15 protein-coding genes and 1 pseudogene are annotated in these 15,631 nt (G+C 31.6%); 10 read left to right on the top strand and 6 right to left on the bottom strand.

The genetic code is table 11. The features are described from left to right. Nucleotides 1-37: 37 nt before the first annotated feature. From porX to ACVC5O_RS07145, 5 genes are all read left to right on the top strand, one after another. Nucleotides 38-1,585 carry a T9SS response regulator signal transducer PorX gene (porX, locus tag ACVC5O_RS07165; protein ID WP_452220792.1) on the top strand — a complete coding sequence of 516 codons (1,548 nt, stop codon included), beginning with the start codon at nt 38-40 and terminating at the stop codon, nt 1,583-1,585. A gap of 95 nt (nt 1,586-1,680) precedes the next feature. After that, nucleotides 1,681-2,088, top strand: coding sequence for a tRNA (adenosine(37)-N6)-threonylcarbamoyltransferase complex ATPase subunit type 1 TsaE (tsaE, locus tag ACVC5O_RS07160; protein WP_452220791.1), 408 nt, complete (start codon nt 1,681-1,683; stop codon nt 2,086-2,088). Between the two features lie 234 nt (nt 2,089-2,322). After that, nucleotides 2,323-2,877 (top strand): hypothetical protein, encoded by a 555-nt coding sequence (locus tag ACVC5O_RS07155; RefSeq protein WP_452220790.1) that lies wholly within the window; start codon nt 2,323-2,325, stop codon nt 2,875-2,877. A gap of 61 nt (nt 2,878-2,938) precedes the next feature. After that, nucleotides 2,939-4,138 carry an alanine dehydrogenase gene (locus ACVC5O_RS07150; protein ID WP_452220789.1) on the top strand — a complete coding sequence of 400 codons (1,200 nt, stop codon included), beginning with the start codon at nt 2,939-2,941 and terminating at the stop codon, nt 4,136-4,138. A gap of 49 nt (nt 4,139-4,187) precedes the next feature. Continuing rightward, nucleotides 4,188-4,559, top strand: a complete 372-nt coding sequence (locus ACVC5O_RS07145; protein ID WP_452220788.1) for a hypothetical protein — start codon at nt 4,188-4,190, stop codon at nt 4,557-4,559. 262 nt (nt 4,560-4,821) lie between these two features. Here the strand turns inward: ACVC5O_RS07145 and ACVC5O_RS07140 are convergent, their stop codons facing one another. Continuing rightward, nucleotides 4,822-5,994 carry a proline dehydrogenase family protein gene (locus ACVC5O_RS07140; RefSeq protein ID WP_452220787.1) on the bottom strand — a complete coding sequence of 391 codons (1,173 nt, stop codon included), beginning with the start codon at nt 5,992-5,994 and terminating at the stop codon, nt 4,822-4,824. A 99-nt stretch (nt 5,995-6,093) separates the two neighbouring features. Here ACVC5O_RS07140 and aroB point away from each other — a divergent pair, with 99 nt between their 5' ends. Together aroB and ACVC5O_RS07130 are read left to right on the top strand one after the other, a co-directional pair. Next, nucleotides 6,094-7,161 carry a 3-dehydroquinate synthase gene (gene aroB / locus ACVC5O_RS07135; RefSeq protein ID WP_452220786.1) on the top strand — a complete coding sequence of 356 codons (1,068 nt, stop codon included), beginning with the start codon at nt 6,094-6,096 and terminating at the stop codon, nt 7,159-7,161. Between the two features lie 92 nt (nt 7,162-7,253). Then, nucleotides 7,254-7,550, top strand: a complete 297-nt coding sequence (locus ACVC5O_RS07130; protein WP_452220785.1) for a hypothetical protein — start codon at nt 7,254-7,256, stop codon at nt 7,548-7,550. A gap of 1 nt (nt 7,551) precedes the next feature. Here ACVC5O_RS07130 and ACVC5O_RS07125 read toward each other — a convergent pair whose 3' ends face one another. From ACVC5O_RS07125 to ACVC5O_RS07115, 3 genes are all read right to left on the bottom strand, one after another. After that, nucleotides 7,552-8,067, bottom strand: a complete 516-nt coding sequence (locus ACVC5O_RS07125; protein ID WP_452220784.1) for a DinB family protein — start codon at nt 8,065-8,067, stop codon at nt 7,552-7,554. 62 nt (nt 8,068-8,129) lie between these two features. Then, the gene (locus ACVC5O_RS07120; protein WP_452220783.1) at nt 8,130-8,609 is read right to left on the bottom strand and encodes an Lrp/AsnC family transcriptional regulator; all 480 of its coding nucleotides are present in this window, start codon (nt 8,607-8,609) and stop codon (nt 8,130-8,132) included. A gap of 64 nt (nt 8,610-8,673) precedes the next feature. Continuing rightward, nucleotides 8,674-9,825: a M14 family metallopeptidase gene (locus ACVC5O_RS07115; RefSeq protein WP_452220782.1), complete on the bottom strand. Its 1,152-nt coding sequence runs from the start codon at nt 9,823-9,825 to the stop codon at nt 8,674-8,676. Between the two features lie 314 nt (nt 9,826-10,139). On the opposite strand from ACVC5O_RS07115, the gene ACVC5O_RS07110 reads away from it, so the two are divergent. The 3 genes from ACVC5O_RS07110 to ACVC5O_RS07100 all read left to right on the top strand — a co-directional run bounded on the left by ACVC5O_RS07110 (nt 10,140) and on the right by ACVC5O_RS07100 (nt 11,942). Next, nucleotides 10,140-10,547 (top strand): helix-turn-helix domain-containing protein, encoded by a 408-nt coding sequence (locus ACVC5O_RS07110; protein WP_452220781.1) that lies wholly within the window; start codon nt 10,140-10,142, stop codon nt 10,545-10,547. Between the two features lie 101 nt (nt 10,548-10,648). Then, a complete protein-coding gene (locus ACVC5O_RS07105; protein ID WP_452220780.1) occupies nt 10,649-11,020 on the top strand; it encodes a DNA topoisomerase IV in 372 nt (123 codons plus the stop codon). Nucleotides 11,021-11,066: 46 nt separating this feature from the next. Further along, nucleotides 11,067-11,942 (top strand): hypothetical protein, encoded by an 876-nt coding sequence (locus tag ACVC5O_RS07100; RefSeq protein WP_452220779.1) that lies wholly within the window; start codon nt 11,067-11,069, stop codon nt 11,940-11,942. Nucleotides 11,943-12,145: 203 nt separating this feature from the next. Here the strand turns inward: ACVC5O_RS07100 and ACVC5O_RS07095 are convergent. Both ACVC5O_RS07095 and ACVC5O_RS07090 read right to left on the bottom strand, forming a co-directional pair. Continuing rightward, nucleotides 12,146-12,874, bottom strand: a pseudogene (locus ACVC5O_RS07095) (TIR domain-containing protein). Nucleotides 12,875-12,939: 65 nt separating this feature from the next. After that, on the bottom strand, nt 12,940-15,627 hold the full coding sequence (locus ACVC5O_RS07090) for a DNA gyrase/topoisomerase IV subunit A (RefSeq protein WP_452220778.1): 2,688 nt from the start codon (nt 15,625-15,627) through the stop codon (nt 12,940-12,942). Nucleotides 15,628-15,631: the final 4 nt, after the last annotated feature.

Raw genomic sequence — 15,631 nt, 5'->3', positions numbered from 1 at the left:
AAATTTTTTATGAATAACTAAACAAATATACACCAACATGATAAATATTCTTTGGGTTGATGACGAAATAGATTTACTAAAGCCTCATATTCTTTTTTTAGAGAAAAAAAATTACAATGTTACTCCTTGTAAAAGTGGTACTGAAGCCTTAGAAATTTTAGATGATACTAATTTTGATATTGTGTTTTTAGACGAAAACATGCCTGGACTTACAGGATTAGAAACATTAAACGAAATTAAAGAAAAACAAGACACGCTTCCTGTAGTAATGATTACTAAAAGTGAAGAAGAATATATTATGGAAGAAGCTATTGGTAATAAAATAGCAGATTACTTGATTAAGCCAGTAAACCCAAATCAGATTTTATTAAGTTTAAAAAAGAATTTAGACCACTCGCGTTTAGTCTCTGAGAAAACAACCTCTAATTACCAACAAGAATTTAGAAAAATAGCTATGGATATGGCTATGGTTAACACTTATGAAGAATGGGTGAATTTATACCAAAAACTAATTTATTGGGAATTACAACTCGAAGATATTGAAGATGCTAGTATGTTTGAAATTTTAGAATCTCAAAAATCTGAAGCTAATTTACAATTTGGGAAGTTTATAGATAAAAACTATCCAGAGTGGTTTAAACCTAATGTAGATGCACCAACACTATCGCATAATTTATTTAAAGATAAAATTGCGCCAGAGCTTAGCAAAGACCAACCTACCTTATTAATTGTAGTAGATAATTTACGATACGACCAATGGAAAGCTTTTGAGCCTTTTGTAAATACCCATTATAAAAAAGAAAAAGAATCTGCTTTTTTTAGCATTTTACCATCGGCTACACAGTATGCCAGAAATGCTATTTTCTCTGGTTTAATGCCTAGTGATATGGAAAAACTGCATCCTGAGTTTTGGAAAAACGATACAGACGAAGGTGGAAAAAACATGCACGAAGCCGATTTTTTAAACGCACAATTAAAGCGTTTAGGACTCACACACCTAAAACACGAGTATTATAAAATTACCAATTTAACTAATGGAAAAAAATTAGCAGACAACTTTAAAGGATTAAAAGACAACGATTTAACGGTTGTGGTGTATAATTTTGTAGATATGCTCTCGCACTCTAAAACCGAAATGGATGTTGTAAAAGAGTTGGCTTCTAACGATAAAGCCTATCGCTCACTCACGCAAAGCTGGTTTAAAAACTCGCCATTATTAGAAATGATACAACAGGCACAACAAATGGGTTTTAAATTAATTATAACAACAGACCATGGTACTATAAATGTTAAAAACCCATCTAAAGTTATTGGAGATCGCGATACCAGTTTAAATTTACGTTACAAAACTGGTAGAAGTTTAAGCTACCAAGAGAAAGATGTTTTGGCTGCAAAAGATCCAAAAACTATTTTTTTACCTTCTATTAGTATGAATAGCTCGTTTATATTTGCTAAAAATGATTTGTTCTTCGCTTATCCAAATAATTATAACCATTATGTAAGCTACTATAGAAACACTTACCAACATGGAGGTGTGTCTTTAGAGGAAATGATTATTCCATTTGTAGTACTTCTCCCTAAATAATCCTTTGTAATTCAAAAAAATCCGACGAAATACACTAAAAATTAGTTTTATTCGATTTTTATAAATATAATTGCAACGAAAATTTTTTGAAGGATTTGAAAATAAGTTATGCGTTAAACGATTTGGAAGACGTGGCTAAACAACTAATTAATAGTGCCACTTCTAAGGTTATAGTTTTTGATGCCGAAATGGGAATGGGTAAAACGACACTCATTAAAGCATTAGTAAAAGCCTTAGGGAGCAACGATGAAGTTAGTAGTCCTACTTATTCTTTGGTTAATGAATATGAATTAGAAGATGATATTATATACCATTTTGATTTGTATAGATTACAGGATATAGTAGAGGCTTACGATTTTGGAATCGAAGACTATTTACACTCCAACCATTGGATATTTATTGAATGGCCAAATTTGGTGTTACCACTTCTACCAGAAAACTATAACGTTATAGTTATCAAAACCGACAAAAATATGAACAGAATTTTGGAATTTAAGTGTTAATTTCTGTAAGAAAACTTCTGTTTTGCGGATAATCCGCAACAAGAAAACAGGATTTTTGTTAATTTTAACATTTTTTTAACATTTCAAACGCAATAATAAATAGTGTTTCTATAAATTAGGGTTATTAATTAATTTAATCCCTTATAATTATGAAAACTAAAAAGTATTTAATTGCATTAGCAATTTTCGGAGGTGTAGCATTTACTGCACAAGCAACAAATTTAATTGACTTAAATGATCAAACAGAAAACGGAATCGACAAATCGAAACTTAAAATCAGAAAACACGGATAAAAAGCCGTTTACAAAAGATATTATCATTGGGAGTATTTTAGCTACATTTATAGCTTCTACTCCCTTTATTTTTTATTTATATGAATATGTTCCAACAACAGAAACTTGGGATACATTCTTATTCACATATAAAAGTAGTTTTTATGAAGACGCACAAATAGGTATTTGGTCCATATTGATGAAGCTAATTCCTTTACTACTATTATTTGTCTGGTTTTTTACCTGTCGTCATTGGTGGTATCATGCTATTATTGTACCTATTTCGATGTTTTCATACCAAATTGTTGGTGCAATAAATGAAGATATAAAGTATATTGATGAATTTCAATTATTATACCTCATTCCAATAATGGCAATCATAATTCCATCCATTTATTTAGTTCGCGCTCGTATTTTTAACCGAATAAATTCTGTTAACCAAACTATGCAAGAACTAGAAGACGAGCTTACGTTTAGACCAAAAACAATTTGGGGAAAGTTGAAGCAGTATTTTTAAACTTTAAACCTTCATCTCAAAATTTATTTGTATTTTAACTGCTATAATACAATAGCAAACCATGTCTAAACCACTTACTCCTTTTTCCAAAGCACAATTGCTTCCGCAGGAAGAAACTTTAGAAATTTTAAAGCACAAAAGCGAGTTGTTTATTGGGATTCCAAAGGAAACGGCTTTCCAAGAAAAACGTGTGTGTTTAACACCAGATGCTGTTTCTGCACTCGTTAATAATGGCCACAGAGTACTTATTGAATCTGGAGCAGGAAAAGGCGCTAAATTTAGCGATAAAGATTATAGCGAAGCTGGTGCCGAAATTACTAAAGACACCAAAAAGGTTTATGCTTGTCCTATGATATTAAAAGTGGAACCTCCAACTATAGAGGAGCTAGAGCATATAAATCCGCAAACCATATTAATCTCTGCATTACAATTAAAAACACAACATAAAAAATATTTTGAAACTCTAGCAAAAAAACGCATTACAGCTTTAGCTTTTGAGTTTATTAGAGATGAGGATGGCTCCTATCCTGCTGTACGCTCGTTAAGCGAAATTGCAGGTACTGCTTCGGTATTAATAGCGTCGGAATTACTAAGTAATGCAACAGAAGGTAATGGTTTAATGTTTGGTAATATTAGTGGTGTTCCTCCTGTAGAGGTGGTTATACTTGGCGCAGGAACTGTAGGCGAATTTGCTGCACGAAGCGCCATTGGACTTGGTGCTAACGTTAAAGTTTTTGATAATTCTATTACAAAATTACGTTGTATCCAAACCAATTTAAATACAACACTTTACACGTCAACACTTCAACCAAAATACCTAACTAAAGCCTTAAAACGTTGCGATGTGGTTATTGGTGCAGTTAGAGGAAAAAACAGATCTCCAATCATTGTATCGGAAGCTATGGTAGAAAGCATGAAAAATGGTGCCATTGTAATTGATGTAAGTATTGATATGGGAGGATGTTTTGAAACAAGCGAAGTAACATCGCACAAGCATCCTACATTTAAAAAACATGGTGTTATACATTATTGCGTACCTAATATTCCTGCACGATATTCCAGAACTGCCTCAATATCAATAAGTAATATTTTCACGCCTTATCTTTTAGAAATTGCAGATAATGGTGGTATAGAAAATGCGCTTCGTTTTGATAAAGGTTTAAAAAATGGGTTGTATTTTTACCACGGAATTTTAACTAACAGGTCTGTTGGAGAATGGTTTGATTTAAAACATAGTGATATTAATTTACTATTGTTTTAATTTGAAGTTTACTCTAACAACTGCTGTTACTTAGAAAAAAAACAAACAAATGAATTTATTTCAACGTTTTGGCTACTACTTTGGTGGTTTTGCTATCGGATTAGTAATTTTAGCCTTTTTTTTAAACGGTAAAAAAGCCTCTTGCGATTATGGTCCAGAAGCTAGAGTTTTAAAAAACATAAGCACTAAAAAAATGGTATTTAGCGCCTCTACTCTTTCCTTTATAAATGAAGAACGCATAGATACCACACAGCTAAACTATGTAATTAGAAAAGGTGATGTTAATTTCTCTGAAAGCGATACCAGGAAAGAACCATGTGGTGTGTTTAAAATTGAAGGCGAATTAAACGATAAAGAAGCTTGGCTAAGTATTGAAAATTGCGATAGTATTGCGACTTTACAGTCTATTACTTGGAAATAGCTGAAAAGTTATATACACTAATTAGCTATAGTAAAATAGGTCTCGACTGCGCTCGACCAGACAATATTTTTTTAATGACTAATGACTAATGATTATTGATAACTAATTAGTACTCTATTTTTTAGAAGAATTTTTTAGAGCTTAATGAGGTCTCGACTGCGCTCGACCAGACATTATGTTTTTAATGACTAATGACTAATGACTAATGACTAATGGCTAATGGCTAATGATAATTGTTAATTGATAACAGATAACTAATAACTTAAAGTTTCCTACGTTTACGCTCTTTTTTCAATAAATCTAACTCTCTAGAGGTTTGTCCTGCTACAGAAGTGTTTTCTTCCGCACGACGTATTAAGTAAGGCATCACGTCTTTAACTGGTCCAAATGGTACATATTTAGCAACATTATAGCCTTTATCTGCCAAATTAAAACTAATATGATCACTCATACCATACAATTGACCAAACCAAACGCGATTATCACTTTTAGAAATGTCTTTTTTAGCCATTATATCCATCGCTAAGTACGTGCTTTCCTCATTATGCGTACCAACAAAAACAGAAATGTCGTCTAAATTATCTAACATATACGTTAAGCAGGTATCAAAGTTTACATCTGTGTCGTGCTTACTATGGCAAATTGGAGACTCATACCCTTTCTCTTCTGCACGATCTCGTTCTTTTTCCATGTAAGCACCTCTAACAATTTTAAAACCAACTTTAAAATTATCTGCCTTAGCTTTTTCGTGCAACGTTTTTAAATAGTCTAATCTGTCCCAACGGTAAGTCTGTAAAGTATTATAAACAATAGGAACTTCTGTATTGTATTTGCGCATCATATCTTCAATTAGCTCATCTGCTGCATCTTGCATCCAGCTTTCTTCAGCATCAATTAAAACTTCGACATCTTTTTGCTTTGCGAGTTTGCAAACCTCGTCAAAACGACCAACAATACGTTGCCATTCTGCTTCTTCTTCCGTTGTAAACGCCTTTCCTTCTCCTTTTTTCTGAAATAAATAAAATCTACCAAAACCTGTTGGTTTAAATACAATAATTGGCATTGCCTCTTTCTCGTCTGCAAAACCAATAAGCTTCAATATTTTTGCTTTAGCATCGTCAAATTGATTAGCACTTTCTTTACCTTCTACAGAATAATCTAAAACCGAACACACACCCTCAGAGTACATTTTATCTATAGTTTCCAGACAATCATCCTCACTAACTCCACCACAAAAATGGTCGAACACAGTAGATCGTATAAGCCCTTCTACAGGCAAATTAATATTTAAAGCAAAATTGGTAACTGCTGTGCCTATTCTAACCAAAGGTTGTTTAGAAATCATTTTAAATAAAAAATAAGCACGTTCTAATTCGGAATCACTTTTAAGCTTAAAAGCAATTTCGGTGTTTTCAAAAATTCGTTCTGTGGACATCTAAAAAAGGATAATTTAATGTAACAAATATAATTATAGTTCATATTATATTTACAAAAAAGGTGTTATTTTCACACCATAGATTTCAACACTATTTAAATGAATTCCATTACAACGCAAGATTACGCAATCCACTTTAATACACAATGTTACGTAGCTTTAAACTCGCATTTAAAGTCTAAAAATTATTCTACACTCTTTATTTTAGTAGATAATAACACTCATAATCTGTGTTTGCCAGAGTTTATTTCTAAAATTGAAACCGATTTAACTATAGAAATTATTGAAATTGAAGATGGTGAAATTCACAAAACCATAGAGACCTGTGTTGGTGTTTGGAATGCGCTTTCAGAACTTAATGCAGACCGAAACAGTGTATTGATAAATCTTGGTGGTGGAGTTATAACAGATTTAGGAGGTTTTGTGGCTTCAACCTTTAAAAGAGGCATTGCTTATATTAACGTACCAACTACTGTTTTGGCTATGGTAGATGCTTCGGTTGGAGGTAAAACAGGAGTAGATCTTGGACACTTAAAAAACCAAATTGGTGTTATTAATTCTGGCGAAATGGTTTTAATAGATACTCAGTTTTTAGACACCTTACCAGAGCATCAAATGCGTTCTGGCATTGCAGAAATGCTAAAACATGGCTTAATAAAAGACCGCAAATATTGGGATGCAATGAAAGATTTGTCGGTAATTACGGTTAACGATTTAGATGTTTTGATATACGAATCGATTCAAATAAAAAAAGACATCGTAAATCAGGATCCAACGGAACAGAATATTAGAAAAACTTTAAATTACGGTCATACTTTAGGTCATGCTATAGAATCGTATTATTTAGAAAACAGTAAACGAGAAGCCATGTTACATGGCGAAGCAATTGCTATTGGAATGGTTTTAGCGACTTATATTTCGCATTTACTATTAAACTTTTCAAAACAAGATTGTGAGGACATAAAAACTGTAATTACAACTATTTTTGGACACCATCCTATTCTACAAGAAGACTTTGCGCCTATTATAGATTTGCTTAAATACGATAAGAAAAATTCTCATGGCATTGTTTACTTTGTACTTTTAGAAGCAATTGGAACTCCAAAAATAAATTGTATAGTAGAGAATGATATTATTTTAAAAGCTTTTGAATATTATAATGCGTAATCAATTTTTGTGTTAAAAAAATCGTAACTTTATAACACAACCTAAAAGTAACTAACGCTTATTCCATTTATTAATATCTTAAATGAAGAGTTATGCGAAGATTAATAGTAGATTACAAAAAATTAACACCAGAACTACTTCATTTATTGTCTGAAAAATTCCCAGATGGTTATGGTGATGATGATATTATTACTTTCGATAATCATAGAAACGAAACTATTGAAGCGGTTGAAGTAAAAACAGAAGACACCATTTACTTAGTTAAAGTGAGTAGCAAATTGCATTACACAATGGCTAATTTAGAACCGAAAGAAGAATTGATACTTGACGAATCTGGTCATATTTTAGTAGATGAAAGTATGAATATACAGAGTGATGAAGAAGAGTAAATTATAAATAACGCTCTTTAATTACTTCTATATGATGCGTCTCGTGACCAACTACCAAAAATCCAAACGCTCTAACAGATATTTCGCCACCACTTGCTGTGCCTTTTTGCAGTAACATAGCACTGTTAAAGTTTAAAAACTGTACTACTGTTGCGTTTCTTACCGAAATATATTCACTTAACAGCGACTCCATAGTCCTATCATTAGCATTACTGGATTCTGCATAAGTATTTTGATCAAAACCTGGTAAAGCTGTTTTGTCTTCTCTAGCAAAGCGCAAGGCTCTGTAACAAAAAATACGTTCGGTATCTATAATATGTAATAAAATGTCTTTAATAGTCCATTTACCTTCAGCGTAACGATATTCTAGTTTATCTTCTGGTATAGACTTAAAAAAGTCATAACCTTCCTTTAAACTTATATGTAAAGCATCCATTAATTGCAAATCTCCCACTTTACTAATGTAGTTTGAGAAATATGGTAAATACTCATTGCTTTTTAAATCAGAGACTCTCATAATATAATTTTTTTTACAATAAAAAAGCCTTCAACTATATAATTGAAGGCTTTTTAATAGGTTTATAAATTTCTAAAAATATCGTGCATCAACCGTTTCTTATCATTCATGCTTTCCTCTAGCGATATCATGGTTTCTGTTCTATACACACCTTCAATATCGTCTAATCTAAAGATAATGTTTTTAGCGTGCTCAGTGTTTTTTGCTCTTATTTTACAAAATATATTAAATTTTCCTGTGGTAACATGTGCTACAGTTACGTAAGGAATTTCGGCAATACGCTCTAAAACAAAAGTGGTTTGCGAGGTGTTTTGAAGAAAAATACCTACATAAGCAATAAAAGAATAGCCTAATTTTTTATAGTCTAAAGTTAAGGAAGACCCTTTAATAATACCTGCATCTTCCATTTTTTTAACTCTAACATGAACAGTACCAGCAGAAATCACTAATTTTTTAGCAATATCTGTAAAAGGAACTCTTGTATTATCAATTAACATGTCTAATATTTGATGATCTATTTCATCAAGTTTAAATTTTGCCATAATCTCAATTCTTTAAATTATTTACAAAAATAATACAATTATATTGAATATTATATACCAAAAATCAAAATTCACTAGCTTTTAATGAAAATTCTTTATTATCTATTACAACTACATCGTTTTCGTAACCTACCTCTACCTCTGTATTTTGTAAGGTTAATACTGCATTATTACTAGCCTCAATGGTTTTGTGAGCATAATATTCTGAAAGGTTTTTAATAGCTTCAATTTTAGGTATAAATTGAATGGTTTTTTCAATTAACCGCTCTTCAAATTGTATGGCAATATCTTTACTACCTTCTTTTGTTTTTGCATTTCTAATAATTATGTCAAAAAACAGTTTCTTATTTTCAGGAATTGAAGCATAGGATGCATAATTAGACTCTAATTCTTCATCTTTTATAATAGCATTACACGCATATAAGTAAGATTTAAATACTAAGCGTCTGGTTTCTTCCCTATTATAATCGTTTTTATAATGTCCTGCTTCAAATAATAGCGTTGGAATACCTTTTTGCTGAAACGAGTCTCCTACACAATTAATATTAAACGAATCGTCGTAAACACCTACTTGCTCTGGGATTTCCTGTTGTAACTGAGTATTAATATGAGTAATTATTGCCATTGCCACTTTTCGGTTTGGCGTTAACGAGTTGTGTTGATCTTGCGATGGACTTAAAAAAGACAAAGTCGCTGGCTTATTAGTTGCTCCTGCAGCAAAAATGGTACGTTGACCATGAAGGTTAAAGCAATACTGAGGCTTAAAAGCATTAAAACAAGCGCGTAATACTTTGCTTTCTGGTTGCGTTAAGTCTTGAGCATCTCTATTTAAATCTATTCCGTTAGCATTTAAACGTGTGTAAGCTTCTGCTCCATCTGGATTAAGAATAGGTATAATTAAGAATGTAAAGGCTTCTAAAATTGGTGTCGCTTCGTCATTATTACTTGTTAATAGGTTTAAAAAATCGAACAACGCTTTAGTAGTTGTGCTTTCGTTACCATGCATTTGCGACCATAATAACACACGCTTTTTACCTGTTCCTATTTTTATAGTATAAATAGGTTGACTATTTACAGAGTGTCCTGCGACAGTAACTAGACAACTTTTTGATAATTTATTTAATAAAGGTTCAATGGATTTGTTGTGAATATAACGACCAAATAAAGCCGATTCCTTAAACACATTATACAAAGAATTAGGTATGGTATTTAACATTGTAAATTATATTGGTTACAAAGGTAAACATTTGAATTGTTACATTTGTAAACAGAATAAAATTCTAAATGCAAGACTGTTTGTTTACATTTGGATACAAGCTCACGCTCTAGTAACGATTAGAATTGAGGATTATTCAATAGAATTATATTTAAAATAGCAAAACGCTTTATTTCAGTTCTTTAAATATGATTATATAATGTAAATATTTAATATATAATTTTATATCTTTAAACTTATTAGGAAAGAATTTATAATATGTTTACATTTGTAACGTTGAATAGGAACTACAATGTGTTTACAATATTAAACAAATGATTAACAACGAAGCGTTTGCCAAAAGGCTACAAAAAGTGATTGATTTTTATGGAGAAAGTGGTTCTTCTTTTGCCGAAAAAATTGGTGTGCAACGTTCTACCATTTCTCACATTTTATCTGGTAGAAATAAACCAAGCTTGGAATTTGTTTTAAAAGTACTTTCCTCCTTTCCTGAAGTTGAATTGTATTGGCTTATGAATGGAAAAGGAATTTTTCCTGCCGAAACTAAAACTGAAGAAAAAATAATTGAGCCTCAAAAAAAAGAAGTCTCGAAATTAATTTCGGATTCCGATTTAAATTCCGAGTCTTCATTGTCTAAAAAAATCCCTTCTTCTAAAAAAGACATTGAACGAATCGTCATTTTTTATAAAGATGGTAGTTTTAAAAATTTTGAGAATTCTTAATCACAGGCTTATTTTTTTCAAATACGCGATTCTTACGACTTTTAATTAATTGTATAGAAATCTCAGTTTTCTTTTATTAATTTTGCACAAATTAAGAATCTATGAGATATTCCATTTTATTTGTTTTGTTTTTAAGTTTAACTAGTTGCTTTACTTCTGAGCGTAATTGTAAAGATTTTAAAACTGGTGAATTTTATAGCGAAATCATTACAAAAGATTCTATATATAAATCTGTATTTACGCGAACAAAAAACCTGCAAGTTGAACGTTTTAGAGGTAAAATAGATTCTGCCGAAGTGCGCTGGATTAACGATTGTGAACTAGTTACAAAAACCATTAATCCTAAAAACAGAGCTGAGCGTAAGGATATTCATTTTAAAATATTGCAAACCACAGATTCCTCATATACTTATGAGTATTCCTATGTTGGAGAAACGCAAAAGCAAAAAGGGATTGTCTATAAAGTTAAATAATAGTAGCAACCAGTTTTGAACATAACATAAAGGTTAACGTTAGTATATGAAATTTCACCAAAAAAAAACCTTAGTACTAAAACTGCTTAATGTACTGCCTGGTAACTTAGGGTTTTTATTGTATCATAAAATACAGAAACGTACCTTTAAAAATTTAGACAAAAATATTAACGCCAATACTAGCAGCTTCACAGCGTTAAAGCATATTTTAAATACTGTAAATTTTGATTTAAAGAATAAAACTATTATAGAAATTGGGTCTGGATGGCTCCCATTAATGCCTTATATTTTAAAAGCTGAACAAGACTGTAACACCATTTATACTTACGATTTAAACGCACATTACAATACAGAGTATATAAAGCGTTTAGATGCTTTTTTTAAAACTGAAAAACAGATTAGTTTTAAAAAGAAATCTGGAGATAAATACAATTTACCAGAATTTATAGAGTATTATCCTAAAACGAATATCATTAACAGCAACTTACCAAAAGAGGCTAGTTTGGTGTATTCCAGGTTTGTTTTAGAGCACGTGCAGCCAAATGATATTTTAGAAATGCACAAAAAGTTTTATAACGATTTGTCTAAGGATACTTACATACTACATCTCATTTCGCCAAGTGACCACAGAGCGTATTCAGACAAATCGTTGTCTTATTACGACTTTTTAAAGTATTCTGAAAAAGAATGGAATAAAATACAGACAAAATTTGATTACCATAACCGATTGCGCTTACCACAATACTTAAATATTTTTGATGAAGCTGGTTTTGAAGTGGTTTATTTAGATCACGATACAGTAAATCCTAAAAGTGATAAATACAAAAAATTTAAAGCTTTAGACTTACACAAGGATTACACTATTTTTAAAGAAGAAGATCTTTTAGCTGGTTCTATAAATGTGTTGTTGAGGAGGAAGTAGAATTGATAAGATTAAAATTATGTATTATTAATTTTAATTATATGGGTTTTTCAATTAGTTCTCCATTTATAATTCTCTTTAAGTCATTTATTGACTTCCCTTTTTGACTATTAAATCCATAATTAGCCAATCCAATTCCAAATCCTATCATAATTAGAGGTAACATTAAAAAAAAGGGATTTACACCTTGGTTTATAACTCCATTAATTCCCTACTTCATAACCACTTTCTAGCAATTCAATTTTTAAAGCGTTTTTCCATTTCCCTAATTCATCAAAAGGAGTGTATAACACGCCTTGATAGTCAGAAAGTATTTCAAAATTACTTACCTTTTCTTGTAAAACAAAAACGTTTTCTTGACCTAACATACCTAGAAAATAACCTCATTCAAATATTACATTTTGCCTAGCTCTAAACATTGTTTTTTTTGAAGAATCTGTTTTCTTATAAGCCAAATCATCAGCAGATGATAGTATAATCGCAAAATTTACGACGTTAGCATAATCAGAAAATTTTTTTATTATAGTTCTATTTCTATTTGGTTGTTCGTATAATATAATTGGATTTAAACCCAATTCCTTTAAAAACACGGCAGTTTCATTAATCATTCTTTCATTATGACCATGTACTACAAAAACGTCTTTAGTTTTTTGTCTTTTTAATTTGTCTTGTTTTATATCAATTAATAACGATTCCATTTCAGACATTACACCATTTAAATCTGAAAAAGAATTATTAAGTTGGAATGAGTGAAGTTTCGAAATAAATTCTAATTTGAAAACATGAAATTCACGAGCATTCTTAACTGTAATTATATTCTTAAAAGATTTAATGCTTTCAATTACTTTTGAAGAAGATCCAAACAAATTCAAAGTATCATTTTCAATTATTTGAATATCTTCTTTTAAACTATTACTTTTAAACAAAAGCATCAAAACTTTTCTTTCGATATCAAATAATACTTTTTTATTGACTCCTCGTGACATTTAATAAAATTTTAAAACAATTTAGCCTGTCCTGTTTCATCAATATCTAAATCGGAATCCTCGTCAGGTTTGTTTGTATTCGATTGTGGTTCTGTAGTCGGTTTTTCATTATTGTTTTGTGAGACTTCCTCTTTAACCGTTTCTTCATCTACAACATCTATATCTTCTGCTGGAATTTCCTCAGGAGCCTCATAAGGCAAAGGATCTAACAAACTTATTTGCTTAACTTTATCTTTTGTTAATTGGTTTCCTAATGCTGTAATTCCTTTTACTGCAATAAAGTCTTCTAAATTTACTTCTAGATTGTCTTTTCGGTCTTTACCACGTTCTTTGGTAAATTCTACCTCAGCAATAGGCTTCCAGTCTGTAGATACAATTTCGAGTTGCGATTTTTCGTGATCGGAAATAAACAATTCTTCTTTGTCTTCGTTTTCGATTAAAAAACGTTTAACGTAGTATCTCTCCTTTTCGCCATCAAAATAGATTGCAGAAATGGGCTTTTTAGGAATCCATTTTTCCATCACAATCATATCGTCGTCAAAATGAAGCGTTACTTCTGGAGTTACCGTTTTTACAAGTCCTTTTTGGTTAATGATTAGCAGCTTGTCTTCGCCTCTAAATTCGCCAACAAGTTCGCCTCTACCATCAACGTTTAAGCGTTGTACTGCATCGTCAAACCATATTTTACGTGGTTTTAAAGTGGAAACCCCTTTTTCTTTTAATTCAATTTTCTTAATTGGGTATTTGGTCACTACGTTTCCTTTACTAGCACGACCTTTTATTAAAATATCGGCAAAATCAATATCCCATTTTAGCTTTTTAATGCTACCAACTTGTCGTAATAATACTGTAATCACCTCAGCTTCACCATTGGGATTTGCAGAAAAATACCATAGTTTAGAGCCTTTTGTTCCGTTGGTTAAGTCGTATTCTTTATCTCGTGTAATAGAGGTTACAGCAAAACGTTTTATGTAGCTTGCACCTTTGGTACCATCGCGATAAATCATATTATAAATGGTACGTTTATCTTTCTTTTTAAAGACTGCAACGTGTATGATGTCTTTACCAATAAAGGTTTTAGAATCTACTTTTGTGACCATCATTTTACCATCTCCTGTAAAGGCAATAATATCGTCTATATCACTACAATCGCAAACATATTCGTCGCGACGAAGAGACGTACCAATAAATCCTTCTTCTCTATTAACGTAAAGTTTTGTGTTACGTATTACAACTTTTGTAGCATCGACATCGCCAAAGGTTCTTATTTCTGTTTTGCGCTCACGTCCTTCGCCATAGTCTTTTTTAAGCCTTGTAAAATATGCAATAGCATAATCTACAAGATTTGCTAAATGGTGTTTTACCTCAGCAATTTGCTCTTCTAAAGCATCGATTTTTTGTTGTGCTTTATCGATATCGAATTTTGAAATTCTTTTTATTCGAATTTCCGTTAAGCGTGTAATATCTTCAACAGTAATCGCACGTTTTAAATGTTTTATGTGTGGCTGGAGGCCTTTATCAATAGCATTAATTACACCTTCCCAAGTGTCTTCTTCTTCAATATCGCGATAGATTCTGTTTTCTATAAAAATACGTTCTAAACTTGCAAAATGCCATTGTTCTTCTAATTCACCAAGCTTTATTTCTAATTCTTGTTTTAATAGTTGAACTGTATTGTCTGTACTTCTTCGAAGCATTTCGGTTACACCAACAAACAATGGTTTATTGTCCTCAATAACACAACCTAATGGTGAAATTGAGCTTTCGCAACTTGTAAAAGCGAATAAGGCATCAATGGTTTTATCTGGTGATAATCCTGAAGGCAAATGAATTAATATTTCAACATTTGCAGCAGTATTATCTTCAATCTTTTTAATCTTAATTTTTCCTTTATCGTTCGCTTTTAATATGGAGTCGATAAGCGACGATGTTGTGGTACCAAAAGGAATTTCGGTAATTGCCAATGTATTTTTATCGACTTGCGAAATTTTGGCGCGAACACGCACTTTTCCTCCTCGCAAGCCATCGTTATAATTAGAAAAATCGGCAACTCCTGCTGTTGGAAAATCTGGCAATATGGTAAAACGCTTTCCTTGTAAATGTTTTATAGAAGCCTCAATTAATTCTATAAAATTATGAGGTAATATTTTTGTGGATAAACCTACTGCAATCCCTTCTCCACCTTGCGCTAACAATAGCGGAAACATTACTGGTAAGTTTACTGGCTCTTTTCTTCGACCATCATAACTTTGTTGCCACTCGGTAATTTTTGGATTGTAAACAACGTCTAATCCAAATTTAGAAATACGCGCTTCAATATAACGAGAAGCTGCTGCACGATCGCCTGTTAGTATATTTCCCCAGTTTCCTTGTGTGTCTATTAATAAATCTTTCTGGCCAATTTGCACCATTGCATCTGCAATACTCGCATCTCCATGTGGATGGTACTGCATGGTGTGACCAACAATGTTTGCTACTTTATTATAGCGTCCATCGTCCAAATCCTTCATAGAATGCATGATACGTCTTTGTACTGGCTTAAAACCATCTTCTATTGCTGGTACTGCTCGCTCCAAAATTACATACGATGCGTAATCCAGAAACCACTCTTTGTACATTCCAGTAATTCTGGTAATGGTTTCTTGTGGTTCTTGGTTATCTAGATTCTCGTTAGTTAGGTCCTCGTTTTCTTCTGTCATATTA

The organism is Lacinutrix salivirga (assembly GCF_053604675.1).
This window is presented reverse-complemented; position numbering and strand designations above follow the sequence as displayed.

Bases quoted from the DNA above. Each gene is read 5' to 3' on its own strand.
- ACVC5O_RS07115 (WP_452220782.1), bottom strand. From the start codon at position 9,825: ATGTTAAATACCATACCTAATTCTTTGTATAATGTGTTTAAGGAATCG.
- ACVC5O_RS07130 (WP_452220785.1), top strand. From the start codon at position 7,254: ATGCGAAGATTAATAGTAGATTACAAAAAATTAACACCAGAACTACTT.
- aroB (WP_452220786.1), top strand. From the start codon at position 6,094: ATGAATTCCATTACAACGCAAGATTACGCAATCCACTTTAATACACAA.
- ACVC5O_RS07155 (WP_452220790.1), top strand. From the start codon at position 2,323: ATGATCAAACAGAAAACGGAATCGACAAATCGAAACTTAAAATCAGAA.
- ACVC5O_RS07125 (WP_452220784.1), bottom strand. From the start codon at position 8,067: ATGAGAGTCTCTGATTTAAAAAGCAATGAGTATTTACCATATTTCTCA.
- ACVC5O_RS07120 (WP_452220783.1), bottom strand. From the start codon at position 8,609: ATGGCAAAATTTAAACTTGATGAAATAGATCATCAAATATTAGACATG.
- ACVC5O_RS07105 (WP_452220780.1), top strand. From the start codon at position 10,649: ATGAGATATTCCATTTTATTTGTTTTGTTTTTAAGTTTAACTAGTTGC.
- ACVC5O_RS07110 (WP_452220781.1), top strand. From the start codon at position 10,140: ATGATTAACAACGAAGCGTTTGCCAAAAGGCTACAAAAAGTGATTGAT.
- ACVC5O_RS07145 (WP_452220788.1), top strand. From the start codon at position 4,188: ATGAATTTATTTCAACGTTTTGGCTACTACTTTGGTGGTTTTGCTATC.
- porX (WP_452220792.1), top strand. From the start codon at position 38: ATGATAAATATTCTTTGGGTTGATGACGAAATAGATTTACTAAAGCCT.
- ACVC5O_RS07150 (WP_452220789.1), top strand. From the start codon at position 2,939: ATGTCTAAACCACTTACTCCTTTTTCCAAAGCACAATTGCTTCCGCAG.
- ACVC5O_RS07140 (WP_452220787.1), bottom strand. From the start codon at position 5,994: ATGTCCACAGAACGAATTTTTGAAAACACCGAAATTGCTTTTAAGCTT.
- ACVC5O_RS07090 (WP_452220778.1), bottom strand. From the start codon at position 15,627: ATGACAGAAGAAAACGAGGACCTAACTAACGAGAATCTAGATAACCAA.
- ACVC5O_RS07100 (WP_452220779.1), top strand. From the start codon at position 11,067: ATGAAATTTCACCAAAAAAAAACCTTAGTACTAAAACTGCTTAATGTA.